The 20,681-nt window shown below is 39.5% G+C and carries 19 protein-coding genes and 4 tRNA genes; 9 read left to right on the top strand and 14 right to left on the bottom strand.

Annotated elements, in window-relative coordinates:
* Positions 1-87: 87 nt before the first annotated feature.
* From hemL to FTU34_RS03565, 3 genes are all read right to left on the bottom strand, one after another.
* On the bottom strand, positions 88-1,386 hold the full coding sequence (hemL, locus tag FTU34_RS03575) for a glutamate-1-semialdehyde 2,1-aminomutase (RefSeq protein ID WP_180034740.1): 1,299 nt from the start codon (positions 1,384-1,386) through the stop codon (positions 88-90).
* Positions 1,387-1,421: 35 nt separating this feature from the next.
* Positions 1,422-2,042, bottom strand: a complete 621-nt coding sequence (gene thiE, locus FTU34_RS03570; protein WP_078188828.1) for a thiamine phosphate synthase — start codon at positions 2,040-2,042, stop codon at positions 1,422-1,424.
* Positions 2,043-2,634: 592 nt separating this feature from the next.
* Positions 2,635-3,018 (bottom strand): DUF962 domain-containing protein, encoded by a 384-nt coding sequence (locus FTU34_RS03565; protein ID WP_180034739.1) that lies wholly within the window; start codon positions 3,016-3,018, stop codon positions 2,635-2,637.
* 321 nt (positions 3,019-3,339) lie between these two features.
* Here FTU34_RS03565 and FTU34_RS03560 point away from each other — a divergent pair, with 321 nt between their 5' ends.
* Complete coding sequence (locus FTU34_RS03560; protein ID WP_180034847.1) at positions 3,340-4,800, top strand: inorganic triphosphatase; 1,461 nt, start codon at positions 3,340-3,342, stop codon at positions 4,798-4,800.
* 222 nt (positions 4,801-5,022) lie between these two features.
* Positions 5,023-5,454: a hypothetical protein gene (locus FTU34_RS03555; RefSeq protein ID WP_180034738.1), complete on the top strand. Its 432-nt coding sequence runs from the start codon at positions 5,023-5,025 to the stop codon at positions 5,452-5,454.
* Between the two features lie 67 nt (positions 5,455-5,521).
* Here the strand turns inward: FTU34_RS03555 and FTU34_RS03550 are convergent, their stop codons facing one another.
* Positions 5,522-6,211: a TetR/AcrR family transcriptional regulator gene (locus tag FTU34_RS03550; protein WP_257226209.1), complete on the bottom strand. Its 690-nt coding sequence runs from the start codon at positions 6,209-6,211 to the stop codon at positions 5,522-5,524.
* A 117-nt stretch (positions 6,212-6,328) separates the two neighbouring features.
* Between FTU34_RS03550 and FTU34_RS03545 the strand changes: the two genes are divergently transcribed.
* Positions 6,329-7,579 (top strand): MFS transporter, encoded by a 1,251-nt coding sequence (locus FTU34_RS03545; RefSeq protein WP_180034737.1) that lies wholly within the window; start codon positions 6,329-6,331, stop codon positions 7,577-7,579.
* Between the two features lie 35 nt (positions 7,580-7,614).
* Here FTU34_RS03545 and FTU34_RS03540 read toward each other — a convergent pair whose 3' ends face one another.
* On the bottom strand, positions 7,615-8,247 hold the full coding sequence (locus FTU34_RS03540; RefSeq protein WP_180034736.1) for a hypothetical protein: 633 nt from the start codon (positions 8,245-8,247) through the stop codon (positions 7,615-7,617).
* A gap of 108 nt (positions 8,248-8,355) precedes the next feature.
* Between FTU34_RS03540 and FTU34_RS03535 the strand changes: the two genes are divergently transcribed.
* Both FTU34_RS03535 and FTU34_RS03530 read left to right on the top strand, forming a co-directional pair.
* The gene (locus FTU34_RS03535; protein ID WP_078188837.1) at positions 8,356-8,757 is read left to right on the top strand and encodes a DUF3144 domain-containing protein; all 402 of its coding nucleotides are present in this window, start codon (positions 8,356-8,358) and stop codon (positions 8,755-8,757) included.
* Positions 8,758-8,929: 172 nt separating this feature from the next.
* Entirely contained in the window at positions 8,930-9,994 is a 1,065-nt protein-coding gene (locus tag FTU34_RS03530) for an amidohydrolase (RefSeq protein ID WP_180034735.1), read from the top strand.
* 81 nt (positions 9,995-10,075) lie between these two features.
* On the opposite strand, the gene FTU34_RS03525 is transcribed toward FTU34_RS03530, so the two are convergent.
* Both FTU34_RS03525 and FTU34_RS03520 read right to left on the bottom strand, forming a co-directional pair.
* Positions 10,076-12,844, bottom strand: coding sequence for a pitrilysin family protein (locus tag FTU34_RS03525; RefSeq protein ID WP_180034734.1), 2,769 nt, complete (start codon positions 12,842-12,844; stop codon positions 10,076-10,078).
* A 149-nt stretch (positions 12,845-12,993) separates the two neighbouring features.
* Positions 12,994-13,815 carry a PhzF family phenazine biosynthesis protein gene (locus FTU34_RS03520; protein ID WP_180034733.1) on the bottom strand — a complete coding sequence of 274 codons (822 nt, stop codon included), beginning with the start codon at positions 13,813-13,815 and terminating at the stop codon, positions 12,994-12,996.
* Between the two features lie 104 nt (positions 13,816-13,919).
* Here FTU34_RS03520 and FTU34_RS03515 point away from each other — a divergent pair, with 104 nt between their 5' ends.
* Both FTU34_RS03515 and gloB read left to right on the top strand, forming a co-directional pair.
* Positions 13,920-14,528: a flavin reductase family protein gene (locus FTU34_RS03515; RefSeq protein WP_180034732.1), complete on the top strand. Its 609-nt coding sequence runs from the start codon at positions 13,920-13,922 to the stop codon at positions 14,526-14,528.
* A 109-nt stretch (positions 14,529-14,637) separates the two neighbouring features.
* Positions 14,638-15,369, top strand: coding sequence for a hydroxyacylglutathione hydrolase (gene gloB, locus FTU34_RS03510; protein ID WP_180034731.1), 732 nt, complete (start codon positions 14,638-14,640; stop codon positions 15,367-15,369).
* Positions 15,370-15,461: 92 nt separating this feature from the next.
* Here gloB and FTU34_RS03505 read toward each other — a convergent pair whose 3' ends face one another.
* Positions 15,462-15,728 (bottom strand): hypothetical protein, encoded by a 267-nt coding sequence (locus tag FTU34_RS03505; protein ID WP_249748755.1) that lies wholly within the window; start codon positions 15,726-15,728, stop codon positions 15,462-15,464.
* Positions 15,729-16,169: 441 nt separating this feature from the next.
* On the opposite strand from FTU34_RS03505, the gene FTU34_RS03500 reads away from it, so the two are divergent.
* Entirely contained in the window at positions 16,170-16,373 is a 204-nt protein-coding gene (locus FTU34_RS03500) for a hypothetical protein (RefSeq protein ID WP_078188846.1), read from the top strand.
* Positions 16,374-16,679: 306 nt separating this feature from the next.
* Here FTU34_RS03500 and FTU34_RS03495 read toward each other — a convergent pair.
* The 6 genes from FTU34_RS03495 to FTU34_RS03470 form a co-directional block, all read right to left on the bottom strand.
* A tRNA-Leu gene (locus FTU34_RS03495) sits at positions 16,680-16,764 on the bottom strand.
* A 73-nt stretch (positions 16,765-16,837) separates the two neighbouring features.
* Positions 16,838-16,922, bottom strand: a tRNA-Leu gene (locus FTU34_RS03490).
* A 38-nt stretch (positions 16,923-16,960) separates the two neighbouring features.
* Positions 16,961-17,034: transfer RNA gene (locus tag FTU34_RS03485), tRNA-Trp, on the bottom strand.
* A 37-nt stretch (positions 17,035-17,071) separates the two neighbouring features.
* Positions 17,072-17,156: transfer RNA gene (locus FTU34_RS03480), tRNA-Leu, on the bottom strand.
* Positions 17,157-17,263: 107 nt separating this feature from the next.
* On the bottom strand, positions 17,264-18,088 hold the full coding sequence (locus FTU34_RS03475; RefSeq protein ID WP_180034730.1) for a protein kinase: 825 nt from the start codon (positions 18,086-18,088) through the stop codon (positions 17,264-17,266).
* Positions 18,066-19,577, bottom strand: a complete 1,512-nt coding sequence (locus FTU34_RS03470) for a DUF3336 domain-containing protein (RefSeq protein ID WP_180034729.1) — start codon at positions 19,575-19,577, stop codon at positions 18,066-18,068. Before FTU34_RS03470 ends, FTU34_RS03475 begins: the two co-directional genes overlap by 23 nt.
* A 189-nt stretch (positions 19,578-19,766) precedes the next feature.
* Between FTU34_RS03470 and FTU34_RS03465 the strand changes: the two genes are divergently transcribed.
* The gene (locus FTU34_RS03465; protein ID WP_180034728.1) at positions 19,767-20,639 is read left to right on the top strand and encodes an ATP-binding protein; all 873 of its coding nucleotides are present in this window, start codon (positions 19,767-19,769) and stop codon (positions 20,637-20,639) included.
* The last annotated feature ends 42 nt before the right edge of the window (positions 20,640-20,681 follow it).

Raw genomic sequence — 20,681 nt, 5'->3', positions numbered from 1 at the left:
TTAAAAAGCCGAACTTAAAACAACAAAAAAGCCCACAGCAGGCTGCGGGCTTTATTCTAAAGCAGAATTTACTGTTTTAAATGAAAATTACTTCATTTCGGCAAAAACTTCTTTCGCCATTTCAATGGTAAATGCAATATCTTCATCGCTATGCGCGCTTGAGAAGAAACCTGCTTCAAATGCTGAAGGCGCTAAGTTTACACCGCGCTGTAACATGCCGTGGAAGAAAGTACGGAAAGCATCTACATCACATTTCAAAATTGAATCAAAACCAGTAATTTCAGTTTGATCAGTGAAATAAATACCGAACATGCCGCCCACTTGCTGGGTAAAGAACGGAATGCCCGCTTCGTCTGCAGCTGCCTGTAAACCAGCAAGCAAACCTGCCAATTTTTCAGTCAAAGTTTCATAGAAGCCCGGCTTACGCAGATGTCTAAACATCTCAATACCGGCACGCATAGCCAATGGGTTACCAGACAATGTACCTGCTTGATAAACCTTGCCAAGAGGTGCAATGCATTCCATCACTTCACGCTTGCCGCCAAATGCACCCACAGGCAGGCCAGCACCAATGATCTTGCCTAAAGTAGTCAAGTCAGGCGTTACGCCATAATGCGCTTGCGCACCGCCAAGACCGACACGGAAACCTGTCATTACTTCGTCAATGATGAAGACAGAACCATGTTCATCACATACATTACGGATCGCTTGTAAGAAACCGTCAATCGGTTTCACCAAGTTCATGTTGCCTGCAACTGGCTCGACAATTACACCTGCAATTTCTGAACCGAATTTTGAAAAGCATTCTTTAAGCATCGCAATATCGTTATACGGCAGTGTTAAAGTGTGTTTGGCGAAATCAGCTGGAACACCTGCAGAAGTCGCTTCACCCTCACCTTTAGTAAGTAGGCCAGAACCCGCTTTCACTAAAAGCGAATCTGAATGGCCATGGTAGCAGCCTTCGAATTTTACAATCTTGTCACGGCCGGTGTAGCCACGAGCAAGACGGATGGCAGTCATCGTTGCTTCAGTCCCTGAGTTGGTCATACGAACCAATTCAATAGACGGCATAATTTCGCAAATAATATCCGCCAAAGTCGTTTCATGTACAGTTGGCGCACCAAAACTCAAACCATCAACAGCCGCGTCTTGAACTGCTTTGATAATGTCGGGCTGAGCATGACCTAAAATCATTGGGCCCCAAGAGCCGACATAGTCGACATAGCGTTTTCCGTCTACGTCATAGAGATATGCGCCTTGCGCTTTTTCAATAAATACCGGAGTTCCACCTACACCATTAAATGCACGTACAGGAGAGTTTACGCCGCCAGGAATATGCTTGCTGGCTTGTTTAAATAATTGTTCTTGCTTAGCAGATAAGCTCATAAAAATTCTCTACTTATTCAATCTAAAAAATAAAATTAAGCTTGTTCAGCAAAAAGCTCAGACCATTCATAAACACGACTGCTGACAGCAGACATTGAACGACCTAATACATCACTAATCACAGCACAAAGATCAGCACCTGCTTCAATGACTTCTGCTGAATTTTCTACAGTTAAACCACCAATTGCACAAATAGGTACATTTAGTTTCGCTTTGGCTTGTTTTAGCGTTTCTAAGCCAATATTGCCTGCTTCAGGCTTAGTTTCAGTTGCAAAAATGGCACCAAAAGCCACATAGTTTGCACCGTCTGCAATTGCCTGCTCAGCCAGTTCTAAAGAGTTATTGCAGCTTCGACCGATCAAAACATTTTTAGGTAAGCGTGCTACAGCTTCAGCAATTGAACCGTCATCTTGCCCTAAATGGACACCCACACCATACTGAACTGCAGTTTCGAGATCATCATTAATGACAAAAGGCACTTTGTACTGATTACACATATTTTTCATGTATTCAATTTCATAAGCCTGATCTTCCTTTGCCACTTTTTTACGACGATATTGCAAAACAGCAACTTCATAAGTTGCCATCGCGCCTTCAAGCTTGGCTAAAAGCAATTCGATAGGATCATCATTGGTAATGAGGTATAAACCACGCATAGTTCAATCACAACTTAAAACTTTTGAATATTATAACGATTAGGTCTGTGAAATGTTGCTTGGGGCATAAAATTTTAATGCTTTGCTGCTGAGAAAGTTATATTCCTTTTCACAGGACTACTTATATAAATGTTTAATTAAATTTTCTGTAGAAAATGGCAAAAAATACCTATTTTCAGGTATAGAACAAAACTGATACAAATTATTTAATAGTGCACCAGAAGAACTCAAAACGCAGCGCATAAAAACACAACACTTTTATAAAAATAAAAATTTGTAACCTATTAGACTTTTTGGTGCTTGGTAAGAAACGTTTTGGGGAGCGTTCAGAGCATCAAAAAGTCTAGCCTATTTTATAAAAGTTTTTATTGTTATATATTTCAAACAATAGACTTTTCTAAGGCCATAAAAAAAGCCTAGAGAAGGTCACTCTAGGCTCGGAAAACTGGGGTTTATCGACTATTCATGTTTTAGATAAGAATTAAATAAACAATATGAACATTATTAGACTAATCACTCTAATTTTGCAAGTCATTTACTCAAAAAAATCACACCCATATCCATAAAAATTAAGCGTTTGATTAATAAACAATTAACTATCAATCTTATCTAAATTACGGTGTTTTAAGCTTAAGTTCCCCTTCACAATATCAGACAGCATGCGCCAATCGGAAATAAAACTGTACAAAGGTTGCTTGAAACTAGCTGGCTTATTTTTTTCAAAGAAAAAATGTCCGACCCATGCACAGGCATAGCCTGAAACCAGGCCATAAGCAAAATACTTCGGTTGTCTTTTTAAAATTGCTTTTGCAAAGAAATAGAGTCCTATACTGCTGCCTGTGGCATGTAAACGTCGGCTCATGATATTTCGATGTTCAGTCAAATAAAATCGATAAAATTGCGAGTAGTCACGAATAGGCAACTGAAATTCGGGCTTTAAATCTCGATTAAACTCGGGTTGTACTTGTGAATTCATTTTGTGCTCATCCTGAACTTATTTTAATCAACATAGCTCAAAACTCGCCCACTTTAAAGGCGTAAAATTTTATTTTGTTCCAATGAAAATTGAACTATTGTGAATTATACAATTGATGGAATATCCATCTTTTAAAACTATTCTTAGTCCAAAAGCAGAGTTTTCAAATCCGTCAAGTCTTACTTCTCAACTGTTTTTCGCTACAATCGAAACGCGTTTAGCTGATAGAAAATTTACGCACATTTTAGTTTTTCATTTTTATAAAAATTTAAAGATCGCTTCATGCCAGATCATGAAGTTGTAACATCAGGACAGAAAACCATGGTTGAAGTTGAATTAAAGTTCCAGATTCCAGAAGCACGTCGAACTGCATTATTAAAGGCACTCGATCCAAAAAAATCGGAACAAATTCAACTTAAAGCTAAATATTTTGATACCCCAGATCGAAAAATGGCACAGCAGCATGCAGCTTTGCGTCAACGTTTAGAAGGAACGCGCTGGATTCAAACCCTGAAAGCTGCAGGTAAAAGTCACATTGAACGGTTTGAACATAACTTAGATTTGGGCGAGCATGAACAAGCCCCTGCCCTAGATTTAGCTGTTTATAGCAATGAAGCTGAAGTTCAGTCAGTTTTAAAAACCACTTTAGGCGATCAGCAGGATTCGTTACAACTTCAGTTTGAAACAGACATACTCAGAACTTATCGCGTCATAGAGTTTGAAGATGCCAAGATCGAAGTTTGCTTAGATGTCGGCTGTATCCGTAGCAACAGCACAGAAACAGAAGTTCATGAAGTTGAATTTGAGCTTAAAAGTGGCTCTATTCAATCACTCCTTGCCTTTAGTTTCGAATGGGTTAAAAAGTATCATTTATGGTTAGATGTCCGCAGTAAAGCGGAAATCGGGAATTTGCTGGCGTTTAATCAAACTGTGAGTCCAGCAGTTGAGGCTAAAGAATTTCAACTCAGTAAAAAAGATACTGCCGCAAAAAACTTACGACTTTTAATTGCACAGGAAATGCAGCACCTTCTGCCTAATATTGCCGCAATTTCTGCAGGCGTTGCTCAGGCGGAGCACATTATACAAGCTCAGAAAGCACTCCATCATTTACAATTAACCATTTCGCTGTTTAAAGATTGGAACAGTGATATCGTTGAAAAATGGGCTGTGCAATTAGGCGCATTTAAGCAGCAATTTGAACAATTACACCATTTTGAACACATGCAAAATACCTTGGGTGGCTTTTTACAAAACCCAACGACTTCAGAAAATTTAACCAAAGATATTTTGTATGCCAAAGAGAAGTTAGGCAATTTGGTTAAATCGACTCAAAATGTACATCATTATCTTGAGCTTTTAATGTTTAGTTTGAAATTCGATGATGCGCCGCAGCAACATGATTTTAAATGGTATGCTCAAACAACCCTGCAAAACCAATATAAAGCCCTCCAAGAGGCTTTAAATGATGCCGACATTAACAATTTTGAAAGCTTAGACGTGCTTTCTCAACGCATACAAGAGCTTAAATTTAGCTTCCCAATTTTGACGTCTATTTATGATGTAAAAAATTTGCAGAAATACAGTAAAGCACTCAATGATGCACAAGTTGCGGCACAGGAATACCAAGTCCTTTCCTCTTCTGCACAATATATTCAGCAAACAGAGCTGGAAGCTAGCGATTGGTTTGTTCTCGGTTGGTTGACTGCAAAGCAAGAAGTTTATGCAGATAAACTTTTAGAAGCGACAGAACAATTCCTTGTCAGTCGAAAACTCATTAAATAAAACTAAGGGAGATTCAATGAGTCTCCCTTTTTATTTGCGTCCCACATTATTATATAGATATTCATTTATTGGACATTCAGATTCGAATTCGGCTATTTTCAATTCATCACTTCCTTAGTTTGACTCAGTTACATTGAAATATTTTGAGAAGCTATTATTTTTGTTTTTTGAGTAAAAACTTTTAAAATAAGCTATCTGAAAAATTAGATTCAGGATGGTTTTATGTTGAAAATTCACATACCTGCAATTCATCCACTATTTACATTTTCACTTATTTTTATCTTTTTCCCATTACTAAGTGCTTGTAGTGAACAACATAAGCCTGTGCAAAGCACCGAATTAAGGCGCACGGCATCCTTACAAGTCGAAAAGCCGCTTTCTCCAACTCAAAACTTTGATCAGACACGAAGAACCTTTAAAGTCCTGCGCAATAATAATGAGGACTATGGTGATGAGTCTTACCAAATCAAAACCAATGCTGGCATACTAAGTATTTACAGTATGAACTTGAATCCGCAACAAGGTCAGTTACTGTCAAGCGTCAAGTCTGGAGAATGTCTAACTCTATCGAGTCAAAGTGACAATTTAATTGCGGTTGATGGTTATATAAGTGTGATGGAATTGGGTGACATTAAAATTCATCCCTGCAAATAAACATCAAAATAGTATTTGCATAACAGTCATTCAAAAAAACTAAGAAAATTGCCTTAAGGCTACGCTGCTATTGGGGGTTTAATTCATAATCCATACTGATTTGACCTTGTGCTAATAACTCCCATGATCTCATTGCATTACTCACCATGCGCTGTAATTGTATCAAGCCCATGCCATCACGCGCTTGTATGGTCATTCCTTGTAATAAGGTCATATAAAAATCAGTCAATTGCTCTGCATGAGCCAAACTTTCAATTTCCGCATTGTGCACACCTATAGCGAGCCGATCCATAATTTTTGTTTTGGTATAGGCACGTCGTTGTTTGAGCTGTTCTTGTATGGTTTGATTTTGCTGTGAACAATTCATCGTGGCCACTACCACCATACAACCTTTAGGTTTATTAGTTTGCACCAAATGCTGAATACTGTCGTACAGGTAGAGCTCCATCGCAATTTTAGCCGTTTGACCTGCTTGTAGAATTTTTTCTGCAGGCTGAACTTCGTGTTCACTATAGTATTCAATACATTTTTCAAAAAGCGCCGTTTTGTCGCCAAATGTGCCATATAGACTAGGTGCGGTGATATTCAAAGCTTGAGTTAAATCACTGATGGACGTTCCTTCATAGCCAAATTGCCAAAACAACATCATCGCCTTTTCCAAGGCTTGCTGTTCATTAAAACATTTAGGTCGTCCACGCTTCTTGACCGAATCGGCTGGATTAGCGTGCTGATTTTCTTGCTTTGAATCATTCATCATAAGCTAACATTTATATTTTATAACGTTCACTAATAAAATAATTGGCGCTCACAATTTAATCAAATAATTTATTTTTATAACAGTCACTATTAAATTAAATAATTAAGGTGTAACGCTATGAATCCGCATGCTACAGCTTTAAAACCAGATAAACAGTTGACGCAGCAGCCTGATGAATCTTCTCCCAATCAAGGGAATTGGTTTGCAATCCTCACGGTTGCCATTACAGCTTTCGCCCTTGTCACCAGTGAGTTTTTACCCATTGGCGTGTTAAATGCCATTGCTCAAGATTTAAATATTAGTGTAGGTACCGGTACCGAAGGTTGGGTGATTAGCCTCCCTGGCATTATGGGTGCGATCGCAGCGCCCCTGCTTTCTGTTGCTGTGAAGCAACTTGACCGTCGTATCTTACTGATTGCCTTAACCGTGATTATGGTCATTTCTAATTTTATAACTGGCTTCGCAGAAAGCTTTGCGCTGTTGTTGTTTAGCCGTTTTCTATTGGGTATTGCTATCGGTGGATTTTGGGCAACAGCCATAGCCTTGAGTGGACGTGTCGCACCCAGTCATCTCGCCATTGCCAAAGCCACTGCGATCGTCATGGCAGGAGTTACCTTAGCGACGGTTTTAGGTGTTCCATTAGGTACATGGCTGAGTGACTGGTTAGGTTGGCGTAGTGCGTTTCAAATCATTGCAGCGATTGGCATCATCATTTTAGTTTTAGAAATCAAATTTCTCCCAAAACTTCCACCGACATCGGCTATTCGATTTAGTGATTTACCTGCACTGATTCAACATGATAAAGCACGTAAAGGACTGATTATTATTTTATTAATTGGTTTTGCTCATTTTTCGTCTTATAGCTATCTCGCCCCATTTTTTAAGAATCATGCAGGCTTTGATGCGACCACCATCAGTTCATTATTATTGATCTACGGCATCGCAGGTTTCTTTGGTAATTTATTTGCAGGTTATGGCAGCAACATCAATGTCCGCTATACCCTTGCTTTTGTTGCATTCAGTTTTATCGTGGTATTTTTTAGCTTTCCACACTTTGCAGTTCACCTATTCGGTGCATATCTTTTAACCGCATTATGGGGTTTCGCTTTTGGGGCATTTCCTACAACGGCCAATATCTGGATGTTTGTACATGCCCCTGAAGCAGTTGAAAAAGGCATGCCGCTGTTTATTGGTATTTTCCAACTCATGATCGCGTGTGGCTCTCTGTTTGGCGGCTATATTGTCGATCATTTTAATGCCAATACCTTATTGTATTCGGTGATGATCTTTGTCGCCTTCGCCATAGTGGCTATTTTCACATTAGGGCGTGGATTAAATAACCCGAAGCTTCCTTGTACAGCGAACTAAGTCCACGCTCTAAGTGATATCGTCAATACATTTGATTAACGATATTTCCCAAAGATTTTCCACGTATTGTTATCGGCTAAAGGGTCGCTATAGCTATCACTACGGGCTTTACGTGGTTTGTCACGGGCATCCACCAATTTAAAGTCGTTTTCGACACTGAGTACAATGCCATTCACATAAAAACGGGTACGGGTGTATTCACTTTGTCCATGTTGAAATACATAGGTTCTGAGGTCAATAAATTCACGGTGTGCGACCAAAGCTGCCGTATCATCGCTGTCTAGCCATAGCCGCATCGCTTGAATTTGATCTGCTTCAAATTGCCCACATTTTTCAACTAAGCTGGCAATACCACGAAAGGTTTTAGATTCTTTCGCGCGTGTTTTGTTGATTCGAATACGATCCACGTGAAAATAAAAAAGCGGCAGATTCAAATGACTCGGCAAATGGACTGCATCGAGGACTTCATCTTCCATAAAGGGCTGAAATAAGTCCTGAGCACGTTCAATTAAGCCAGTCCACTGCGCATAATATTCGGCTACTTCAGACGCTGTACCATAATAAATGGGCAGCCCTTCTACATTGGCTAAGGTTGAGGGCGGCCAAACATTTTGTCGAAGTAATGCAATATCACTTTTCAGACTTTGCACTGCGATTGCATCTTGCATGGGGTATTCCACTTTACTTAGGCTATTTTTTTAGATTAAGTCAAAGGTTTAGTTTCTGCAAGGCTTTGCCTATAATACTGCATTAGATTTTTATGCTAGGACACATTCATGGTTCAAAAGATTGAAGCTACTGATGTAACCGAAGAAGAAGCGTTGAATGCAGCTTTCTTTGAACGTGCGGATGAATTTATTAAACAAGCCAATGAATTTTGTCGTGTTGAAAAAGGTTCTCAAGTTAAACCTGCAGAAATGCGCGGTCAAGTGAGTGCTGCCATGTTATTTGGTACTGCTCGCTTTAATACTTGGGTTGCTGCAAATGGCTTCAAAGATGGCAAAGAAATGCGTGATGCCAAAGATCAAGTAATGTCTTATATTCTTCAACAATTTCAAATGATGCTTGAAGATAATTATGATGAATATTGCGAACAGTTTGAAAACTATCTTCGCTTCCGTCATAACGAAGAATTCCATGCAAACAAGCATGATCACGACCACGATCATCAGCATTAATCAAAAGCCCTTCGGGGCTTTTTTTATACAACTTCTCTTTCACAAAGCTTTGATTTAATATTTAGTCATAACGTTGTATTTTCATCATTCATGCTATTTTCAGTGCCTCGCGTATTCGAAAATACAATGAAATACGCAAGAAATGGACATGGTTTTAAGGACAAGGATAGCAATGCAGACGCTCGATTTTGCCATCGTGGATTCACATATACATCAATGGGATCCATACAATACCCCACATGCCGCTTCACTTGCCGTGAAATTATTGGGTAAACATCCCTACTTGCTCGACAAAATGATGCGCTTAGTTAAGCCGCAAGAGTTAATTGACACTGTTGGATTGACCAAACATGTGACGACACCGTATTTGCCTGAAAATTATAAGCAAGATGCAGGACATTATCAGGTCGATCAAATCGTACATGTAGAAGCGAGCTGGCATGACCATAAAGGTAAAGGGGTAGTTGGTGAAACCAAGTTCATTGAATCCTTAGACTTTAACGCTCAAAAAATTAAACTTGGCGCCATAGTCGGCACTGCAGACCCATGTGACAGTAGTTTTAAGAAAATTCTTAAAATGCATAAACAAGCCTCCCCACATTTTCGTGGCATACGAAAAATGGCAGCTGTACATGAAGACCCAAAAGTTCATGCATGGACCAATGAGCCCCATCTCTATACCAATAAAAAATTTATGAAAGGTTTTGAAGCTCTTGCTCAAATGAATTTAAGTTTTGATGCATGGGTTTATTCAGACCAAATTCGTGATTTAACCGCTTTAGCACGTGCTTTCCCTGAAACATCTATCGTGCTGGACCATTTTGGGACACCTGTCGGTGCCTTTGGACCTGTCGGCTCACATACAGGCTTAACCCAAACTTCACGTGACAATATCTTGTTTCGTTGGAAAGATGATTTAGCTGAACTGGCAAGTTGCCCAAATGTTTATACCAAAATGTCTGGATTATTCATGCCGGTGCTGGGTCATCAGTTTCATAAAGAACAACGCCTTGCATCCAAACAAGAGATTTTCGATTGCGCCTTTCCGCTTATTTCTCATGCTCTACAATGCTTTGGGAAATACCGTGTGATGTTTGGCTCTAACTTCCCGATGGATAGTGTGAGTGCATCCTTGGTGAATATTATTGACGCATTTTCAGATGCGGTCGCGAGTTATGATCATGATGCACTGACTTTAGTATTCCAACAAAATGCCCGTCAGTTCTACCGCCTATAAGTTCGTTAAGATAATCTTACAATCAAGTCATACAATGCAGCTCAAAAAAATCCTCCAGATGGAGGATTTTTTTTATTAATTTTATTTTTGAATAGATTTTACAGCTTGACCATATTGGTCAGCCATCACCTCAACCAAATGTTCAGGTTGAATATATTTTTTGATGACAGCATTAACATCCGCTTTGGTCAAACTAGCAATGTGTTGATCACGCTTTTCACGATAGTTTAAATCACGACCTTTTTCTAACTGTGGAATCAACATACTATGAATGCGACGGTCATCTTCAAGTGCAGTTAAACGCTTTTTCAAAATACTGGCTTTGGCTGCTTCTACTTCCTGTTCCGTCACGCCATTTTTCAATAAGTTTTGCAACACTTTATGAACAGACTGAGAAACTTGTGCTGATTTACCCGCAGTGTAGTTTGCATCAATACTCAGTACACCTGAATTCACCCATTCATCAAAATTAATGTCAGCACTAAAACCATAAACCAGTGCATTCTTTTCACGTAACTCTTGGGCTAGACGTGAAGACAATTGTGAATCACCGAGTATGTGGCGTAATACTTGTAGTGCAGGAGAATCGCTATGCTCTACACCTACAGGTAGAGTCATAATGGCTTGGTAACTACCAAACTCACGCTGTTCAGACAATGCATGCACTTTCTGTGCAGGATACGCTGTAAATGTAGACTCTAAGCGTTGATATGGCTCACTGGTTTTCCAATCTGCAAATTCTTTTTTCAGAATTTTTTCTATTTGCTTGGTATCAAAATCACCTGTTACCGCAATTTGTGCATGCTGTGTTTTAAAGAATTTTTGATGTAACTGCTGCACTTGATCACGTGTAGCTGACTCAATTTGTTTTTTCGCAAGTTCAGGTTCGAAGTGATAACGAATATCCCCCGGCTGATAGATCTCGACAATACGCGACAGAGTCATTGCAGCAACGGTATCCGGCTCTGTATAAGGTCGATCCAAACTCGACAAACTTTGCGCTTTGATTAAATCAAATTGGGATTGTTCAAATGCTGGCGCTTTAATAACATCAATGACATATTGCAAAAATTCAGCAAACTTTTCTTTACGTGCAACCACTTGAATTATGAGGCCATTATCATTTGCACTGACCGTTGCACCACCACCAACATCAATAATTTTATCGGCAATTTGCTGTAAATTTTGATCTTTAGATGCACGGAACATGAGATAAGCTGTCAAATCTAGCAACTCACCTTTATTCATTAAGCTTTGCGCTGTACCAAAATCCAATGCAATCGTAGCATAGGTCTTGTCGTCACGTGTTTTAGTTGGAAACAACGCATACTGAATGCCGTTTTTAAATTTAGCGCGCTGAATCTGCTTTTCTTTCTGATTTAAATATTGCTTAGACTCTGCAACATATTGCTTCACTTCAGCACGATAAACACTCGCATCTTTCAACGGCTCTTCTGCAGGCGCTTGCTGATCTAAAGTTTCAGCAGGTTTCGACGCAGCCTGTTGCTGTGCTTTCTTCTGGTCTTCAGGTGTTGGTAGAATATTTCCTGTGACACGGTATTCAGGCTTTAGAAAATCCTTATACACTTGATTCACGTCGCTTACACTCAGCTTTTGTACTTTATCTAAGTCTCGGAAATATTGAGACCAGTCCCCGTTATAAGCCACAGTATAAGAACTAAGACGCTCGCCAAGTGCTGTTGCGCTATTTTTGACATTGTCAGCCATATTTCGAGTCAGGCTTTTAACACGGTTTAGCTCGACGTCATTAAAGGCTTTATTCTGCTCTACACCTTGTGCCAGACTGGTTGCCACTTTGTTAGCATCATGACTTGGGCCATATATCGCCCCCATAAACACCAAATTAAAATCTTTATCTAACCATGTGGTGGATTGAACTGCGGTTGCTATCCCTGTTTCCACCATGCTTTGATACAAATGCCCACTTGGCTGTAAGGTATACAAAGTTGGAGATACCGCCAAAGCGGTTTTAATCGGTTCGACTGCACCATTTAAATAAATATTAAATTTACCAAAGTCACTGCCCTTATGAACGGTAAATTCGCGTTGCTTTAATTTCGTTCCATCTAATTTAGGGACTTTGGCCTGTTCAGGAATTTGGCGTGCGGCAATTGGGCTAAATTGTTGATCAATTTGTTTTAATACAGCCGCTTTATCAAACTTACCAGAAATCACCATCACTGCATTATTTGGCGCATACCAACGGCGATAGAACTGGTTTAATTCGTTCATATTGATGGATTGAAGTTCTTTCAAATCACCTATCGGTAAGCGGCCTAAAGATTGATTGCCATAGGCTTCTTTTAAAACTTGGTCGATTAACACTGAAAATGGCTGATCTAAACGAATTTCACGTTCACGCTTAACGATATCAATTTCTGTCGGTACAAATTTTTCCTGAAGTACCAATTTATCCATCCGTTCTGCTTCCAAATGCAAAACTTGATCGATTGAACTTTGTTCAGGACGAATCACATTGGTGTATTTCGTTGAATAATAATCCGTACTGGCATTGGTCATCAGCGTGAATTGGTCTAAGCGACGCTGAAATTCATCACCCTTGACATTTTCAGTGCCTTTAAAGGCCAAATGTTCGAGCAAATGTGCCAAACCACCTTTGCCCGCAGGGTCATTTAAAGAACCCGTGAAATACACCGTATTCATAAACACTTTGCTTTCTTTATCGTTTTGCGCCAAAACCACACGAAAACCGTTATCTAATTTATATTCTTCAATGGTTTGTTCAGTTTTAACCAATACAGGTTGAGCAAATAGGCTGGTACTTAAACCTGCAAAAAAAAGTGAAAGCGTTAAATGTTTAATACGCATGTAATTCAAGTGTCCTTTATATTTAGCATCGATCAGCGTAGTGCTGTCGATCAGATTGGTTTTGATTTTATGCTGAGCTTTTCTGGATTAATAGTTACTTTTTATTATATACATGCTGCAGAATGAGACAGCATGTATTTGATTTATGTTCAGATATAAATGTCCGACTGCATATATAAACACGCATAGCCTGAGATTTCTATCCGGTCATTTTCGAGCATTTGACAATGTAACTCACCACCACGGCTTGATGCTTGATATGCCAAGATCTGACGTCTTTGTAGACGTTCTGCCCAAATAGGCACGATTCCAGTATGAATAGAACCCGTAACAGGATCTTCATTGATGCCATTACCCGGTGCAAAATAGCGTGAAATACAGTCATATTGCTGGGCTGCCGCAGTGATTGCAACATCAGTGATCGTACCCGGCGCTGTGATGGCGGTGCGGATTTTGCCAAGACGTTTTAAAATTTCAAAATTCGGTTGTTCATCCAAGACCTGTTGAGCCGTTTCATATTCTACGATATACGCCTGCGCATTCTGATAAACCTGCTTAAAAGGTTGACTCAACCCTAGACGTAGCTCTTCAGGATATTCACTCACGACCTGTGCCCGACGCACAGGGAAATTCATCAGAACTTTTCCATCTTCAGCTTTATTTACACTAAAAATACCGAGATTTTTGACATGAAATTGGATGTTTTTTTCTGCAGTATAAAACTCAAAAAGCACATAACTACTGGCCAATGTCGCATGTCCACAAAAGTCCACTTCAGTGGTCGGTGTAAACCAACGAATTTCATAATTACTGCTGTCAATTTTTTTCACAAATGCAGTTTCAGACAGATTATTTTCCAAAGCAATCTGTTGCATCAAGTGTTCATCTAACCATTCATCCAACACCAAAACCGCCGCTGGGTTGCCTTTAAATAACACTTGGGTAAATGCGTCCACTTGATACATTTTCATTGATAGAACTCCTGATTTAGTGATTTATATTAAAGGCTTTTGAAAATATTTCATGCGTTATATGCTATGTAGCAACACTTTTTAATAAAACATCTAAGTTTTAGATGAACTTAAATATAGGCACAATTTTGAAAACGCATATTCACCCCGTTCCTTTAGAAAAATCATACCGACTTTTAAATCATGGGCCGACTGTGCTCGTCTCTGCTCAGGATCAAACCCATACTGGTGTGATGACTGCTGCATGGGCATGCGCCTTAGAGTTCAACCCTGCAAAAGTGACGGTAGTACTGGATAAATCAACTAAAACACGAGAGATTATTGAGAATTCAGGCTATTTCGCCTTACAAGTTCCGACACTAAAACAACTCAAACTGGTCTATGCACTTGGCATGATGAGCCAACGTGATGCGCCAGAAAAATTACGCCAATGTGGCGTGGAATTATTTCAATTTAATGCCTCAGATATTCCTGTAGTTGAAGGTTGTGCTGCTTGGCTACTGTGCAAACTTATTCCTGAGCCGCACAATCAACAAGCGCACGATCTGTTTATTGGCGAAGTCATTGCTGCCTATGCTGATGACCGCGTCTTCCGTAACGGACATTGGTATTATCATGAAGTAGAAGATGAATGGAAAAGCCTACACCATGTTGCTGGCGGGCACTTTTATACCATTGGTAATCCTGTATCTGTAGACGAGGCATCAGACTAAAATAGCGCTGTGAGATATGTCGTTTATCTAGGGCTAAAAATGGATAATCATCCGTTTTGAGCATTTTCATGCTAACTTTAACTTAATTTTAAATATTGAATGAATGGATATGGCGTTTAAAATACATACATTGGATGTCAAAAATTCACTGCAAAATTATATTTGGCTGCTTGAACACACCGAAAGCCATGATGTCATTGTGGTAGATCCTACTGAAGCTGCCTTAGTCGAGCGCTATTGTCAGGAACATCAACTCAATCTTACACAAATTTGGTTAACGCATTGGCATAAAGATCACGTCGGTGGCGTACCGGAACTTATTCAGGATAAAAACATTGCCGTTTACGGTCCCCGTACAGAATTAAGCCGTATTCCATGGGTGAATTATCCTCTCGATCATAATGACCGTTTTGAATTTCATGGGCTTGAAGTTGAAATAACAGCAACGCCCGGCCACACCCTCGGTCATATCGTATATTTTATCGATGACATTCATACGCTTTTCTGTGGCGATGTATTATTTGCTATGGGCTGTGGACGTGTTTTTGAAGGCACCTTTCAACAAATGTACGATTCATTGAACCGTATAGCCGCATTCCCTGCTGAAACTCAAGTGTATTGTACTCACGAATACACCCTATCGAATGCGCAGTTTGCGCGGCATGTTGAACCTGACAACCTTGCCATACAACAGCGGTTTGATGAGGTTGAATCCCTACGCATGCTCGGGCAATGTACTTTACCAAGCAGCATTGAATTAGAACTAGAAACCAATCCATTTTTACGCGCAGAAAGTGTTGAAGCATTTCAACGCTTAAGAGAACTTAAAGACAATTTTTAATTGGATTGAGAGTTTAATGAATTTAAGATTTCATCACAAATATACTGTTTTTATTTGTGATGAATATTTCGGGCCGATTCATCATTTTATATTTATAAAATTTGATTGGTGGCAGCAAATTCATCCAATTCAGCTTGTGTTACAACTCGAACGGCTTGCATTTCATCGATACGTACCATCAATAAACCACCTAATGCCGGCTGATAACGTCGTGCACTACCAAATGGTGTATATGCCACTTTGGATTGCTCCGAAAAGACCAACCAATCTTCATGTCCAAGCATCACTGCAACAGGCGTCTGTCCCACTTGTTGCATCTGTTCAATTTTTGCTTTTACAGCGTGCTCAATGTTCTGCATGCGTTCAATCTACTTATACCAATAGATCATAGTATAAAAGCTTTTCGATAAATCTTGATGAGAAATAGCATTGCAAGCTCACCTATCCAGCGAATTAGGCTTTGAACAAGCTGTTATTTGCAATCCACAACTGCATGCCCAAATAGCTGTGCATTCTAAGCCAAGCAATCGTTTATTTTGCGCACAGCTTCTCTATGCACATAGGATATATTTTAATCCAACTGCCAAAAACCTAATTTTTAAAATACGTTATATTTACTTACATTAAGTTTAGCTCTTTATAAAACAGCAAGTTAAATGAGTTTATACAGTTTACAAGCCGATAATCTGTTTATTTATCCATCAAAATTTCATATTTTAAATAAAAGTTTTCCATTTCCCCTTTAAAAAATATTTTGAGACCCCTATTTAATATTTTAATGATTGATAAGGAGTTCGCTCGTGAAAAAAGTGGTTAAAGCAAAAAATTTAGTTGCCTTCCGTCTTTGGTTAGAAAAGTTAGGATATTCTGTTCGTACACTGGCAGATAATCGTGGATTTACATTCAGTTTTAAAAAAGAATATGGTCTAGTGACTGTAGACTTATCTGGTAATGCTTTGGCCATGCAGCTCGGTGAAGAGTTTGAAGATCATTTAAAGGCATAATCTTCTCTATAATTTATTCGAACGATTTGAAATAAATGATTTAATTCGATTGATTCGAATCCGCATTTCAAAATTTGCCCGTATATTCGGGCTTTTTTTCATCTTTGTTTTACTGACTCATTTTTAACAAGAGAAATTTCAGACAATAAAAAAGCAAGATTAGACATCTTGCTGTATCTCTTCGTTCATCATCTTTCATTAGATTTTTTTCATTAGATTATGTTTTCAAAAAAACCACGTTTGAGACACTGATTTTTTCGAATTTCAAAAACAAAAAAGCAAGGTATAAAACCTTGCTTAATCTAATGGTGGGGACGGAGAGACTCGAACTCTCACACCTCGCGGCGCTGGAACCTAAATCCAGTGCGTCTACCAATTTCGCCACGTCCCCAACTCGGGTGCTGACAATGTCAGACTTTAATTTGTTTTAAAAACCTGTTTATTTGGCAACTTAATAAATTAAGTGGTGGGGACGGAGAGACTCGAACTCTCACACCTCGCGGCGCTGGAACCTAAATCCAGTGCGTCTACCAATTTCGCCACGTCCCCAACAGGGTTGCTGACAATGTCAGACTTTTTTTAAAACTTGGCAGAGGATCAAGGATTCGAACCTTGACGAACGGTTTTGGAGACCGTCATGCTACCATTACACCAATCCTCTGTGACCTTCATTACCAAACTCATGTTTAGTAATTCAGTGGTGGGGACGGAGAGACTCGAACTCTCACACCTCGCGGCGCTGGAACCTAAATCCAGTGCGTCTACCAATTTCGCCACGTCCCCGATGGCTGTGTATATTATAGAGATCACCCCTACATGACAAGCCTTTTTTATAAAAAAGCATCTTGTTTGTTTAAATAAAAAACAATAGTGCCTTTTTTGTATTTTTCTTAAGCAAATTCAGCAACTAAGTCGCTTTTTAAGCGATAAAAATCCACCAATCTGTCATTTTTTTGCTTCATCAACATGTGTTGCAATAGCTGATTAAACCCTTGATATTGCATCGGCAGATCAAGCTTTAAGCGTTGGCAATGTAAGTAGGCCCAATCTTCATAGTTTTTCGCCTCTAAACGCTGTGATGTCAGCCATTCCAAGAAAATAATCCCCAGCGCATAGATATCACTGTGCAAAGATTTTGCTTGTCCATGGAAAAGTTCTGGAGCCATATAACGTGGTGTCGCAGTTAAGGCATTTTGCTGGTCAACAGCCAACGGGAGCGCTTGCTCAAAGTCGATGAGTCTGCACTGCCCTTGCCAATTCACAAAATGCTCTTGTTTTAAATCTGCATGTATCCAACCGTGCAAGCTTAATCGCTCAACCACATCGATTGCTTGCCATAGCACTTGCCTCACCTGCTCAATGCTCAAATTCGATACAGGCTGTAAGAACCAAGGCTCAGCATTGGGCAGTATTAATAGGCGATCAATAGGCTCTTGCTGAACACTGAGATGCGTCTCTTTTATCACTTGAAAAGGTAGCGTGATACTGTTTTGTGTAGACGCTTGATTGAATAGCTGGTACAGCTCAATTTCTCGACCAAAACTAGCTACATGTTCAGGGCTGCTGTCACTGACTTGCGCCTTGAGCCAATAACGTTGTTGATTGAATTGAAATTGATATAGACGACGGCCAAAAACCAAACTTTTGGTTTTGGTTTTTGGCTCGCAAATGGTTTGCGCTAAATCTGTAGATTTAAACCGCAATAAATTCTGCATGTCGTTGACTGGGTTCATTTTGATAATTTAATAATTCCAAACAATGCTGAATGGTCTTACCAATGCGGGCTTGCGTTTCGATTAATGAAATCTTCGGCCAAGTGGCTCTTTCACCTTCACGCTGCAATACTTTAAACAGATAAGGTCGAGGATTTTGCAACATATAACTATAGTGTCTTAAGCCATATTTCCCCACAATATTGACATCACCATAGTAACGCTGATCCACCACGCCATAACCATGATCAAGCAAACGTCTTACAGGTGGGATACTTCCTGCACGCTCACGGGCAAAATCCATCACCCCTTTACTAATCACCTTACCTTGACGACGAACAATCCGCTCAGGCCAACTCAACATGCTTTTACGAAAGCGTGAAGCATCATCCTGCATAAACGGCACAATATGCGGATTGACCTGACTAGCGATACTGTAATTAATATTATACAAACGCGCCATTTTCTCCTGTGGGAAATCACTGCGCACACTGCCATCCACCCAACGCGTTGCCGACATATATGGCGTAAATTGCCCGTCATAACGCTTACTGGTCAGTCGTACCGGTGGAAATAGAATAGGCACTGCACATGATGCCAGCACCGCACTCCACACCAACAAATCGGGTGATGTATACGCATTCATAATTCGTGCATCTTGTGATGCATCATAAGGCGCAACTGCCACATTGATATGCAGACCTGATTGCTTATATGCTTCGGCAAAAGTTAAGCCACCTAAGTTTTCAACCAAAAACTTTTTCAGATATTTTACATCTGCCAAACCGCCATTACCCTGCACTAACTCAGTCAATTTACGAAAGTGAAATGCCTCACTAAAGAAATTTTGTCCGTTTAATAAATTGGTAAACTCTGACGGTTTAGATACACCCAACATCCCGGTCATAATTGCGCCAGCACTGGAACCAGACAGAACTTTTGGCATCAAATCTTGTTCCATTAGTGCTTTACACACACCGGTATGAAACAAACCTAAAGTTGAACCGCCTGAAAACATCAAAACAGGTTGACCATAGGCTTTTTGGCTTTGTTCAAAGAATTCAATTTTTTGTGCAGCATCAAGACAAACGCATTCTTCAGATGCGATAAATGCCAAACTTTTACTCACCTCATCAACATAGTCTTCAATAATTTTTTTGGTGCCGACGTAGGCTTCTGTAAACAGTAAAGGATGAGCAATATTGCCAACATCATAAGTTAAACCTTCACTTAAAATGTACATCAAATCTCGAGTACGTTTCTGAGCACGATATCGTCTCAGTAACCCTAAACGATGAGTAATAATTTCTGCATCAAAATACGGTGAACTATTATCGAATTTCCATTCTTGCGCACCCGATTCTTCATCTATTTTAAGTGCGATATCTTTCCATTCTTCATAACATTCAGCACGGTCGAGCTGACGCTTTAATTTTTTTATCCGATATGCCTGATGTGGATTAATACTTTTTGAAAACCCTGTAAACAACATGACTATCCCTCAGCACACTTTAAACTGTTCACTCAGCTAGATTTATAACAACTTTTTGGTTATTCGAATAGCGCTGATCTCCTAGAACAATCATTTAACTTTGACATATTTCAGCGATTATAACTGCATTATTGATGTACACTGCTGTCATATACCAACCAACAACAAGACACGACAAGCTGACTTATCATGGCTACAATTGATTTACCTGACAACATCCTTCAATCGCTATCTACTGTACTCTTACAACTACAGCACAGTTTGCCTGAGCTTAAACAAGCACCCGATTTTTCGAGTATCGCTTTCAAATGGCAAGATAAGCAGCTTAAGGCCATTAAACAGCCCAAAGTCATGTATTTAGAAGACTTAAAAGGAATTGAACGTCAAAAAGAAAAAGTGATTCAAAACACTTTACAGTTTTTAAATGGCTTACCTGCCAATGATGTTTTACTCACTGGCTCTCGTGGTACAGGTAAATCATCCATCGTCCGTGCTCTGCTCACCCATTATGCAGACCAAGGTTTACGTTTAATTGAAATTGAGCGTGATGATTTATCTGATTTGCCAGAAATCCAAAAGTTGATTGAACATCGCCCTGAAAAATTTATCGTGTATTGTGATGATTTGGCATTCAATGCTGAAGATGAAAACTATCGCAGTTTAAAAAGTGTTTTAGATGGTTCATTACAATCAGGTTCGAGTAATTTTATTATTTATGCTACCAGTAACCGTCGTCATTTATTGCCTGAATTCATGCATGAAAATACACCTGTAACCAAGGTAGATGTTCCTCAATATACAGAATTACATCCACAAGAAGCGATTGAAGAAAAAATATCTCTTTCTGACCGCTTTGGGATGTGGCTGTCGTTTTACCCAATGGATCAAAATTTATATTTAGAAATCGTTGAACATTATTTGGCTAAAGCCGAGATGCCATGGACAGATGAAGCGCGTGCTGAGGCACTACGTTGGTGTCAAGGTCGTGGGCAACGTTCAGGGCGTGCTGCTTATCAATTTTCAAAGCATTGGATTGGGTCAGAACAACTTAAACAAGCCTAGAGCCAAAAAACTAAATAAAAAAAGAACCGCTATAGCGGTTCT

Origin of the sequence: Acinetobacter sp. YH12094, assembly GCF_013419295.1 — a bacterium.
In the GTDB taxonomy this organism is placed as follows: Bacteria; Pseudomonadota; Gammaproteobacteria; order Pseudomonadales; family Moraxellaceae; genus Acinetobacter; species Acinetobacter amyesii.
This window is presented reverse-complemented; position numbering and strand designations above follow the sequence as displayed.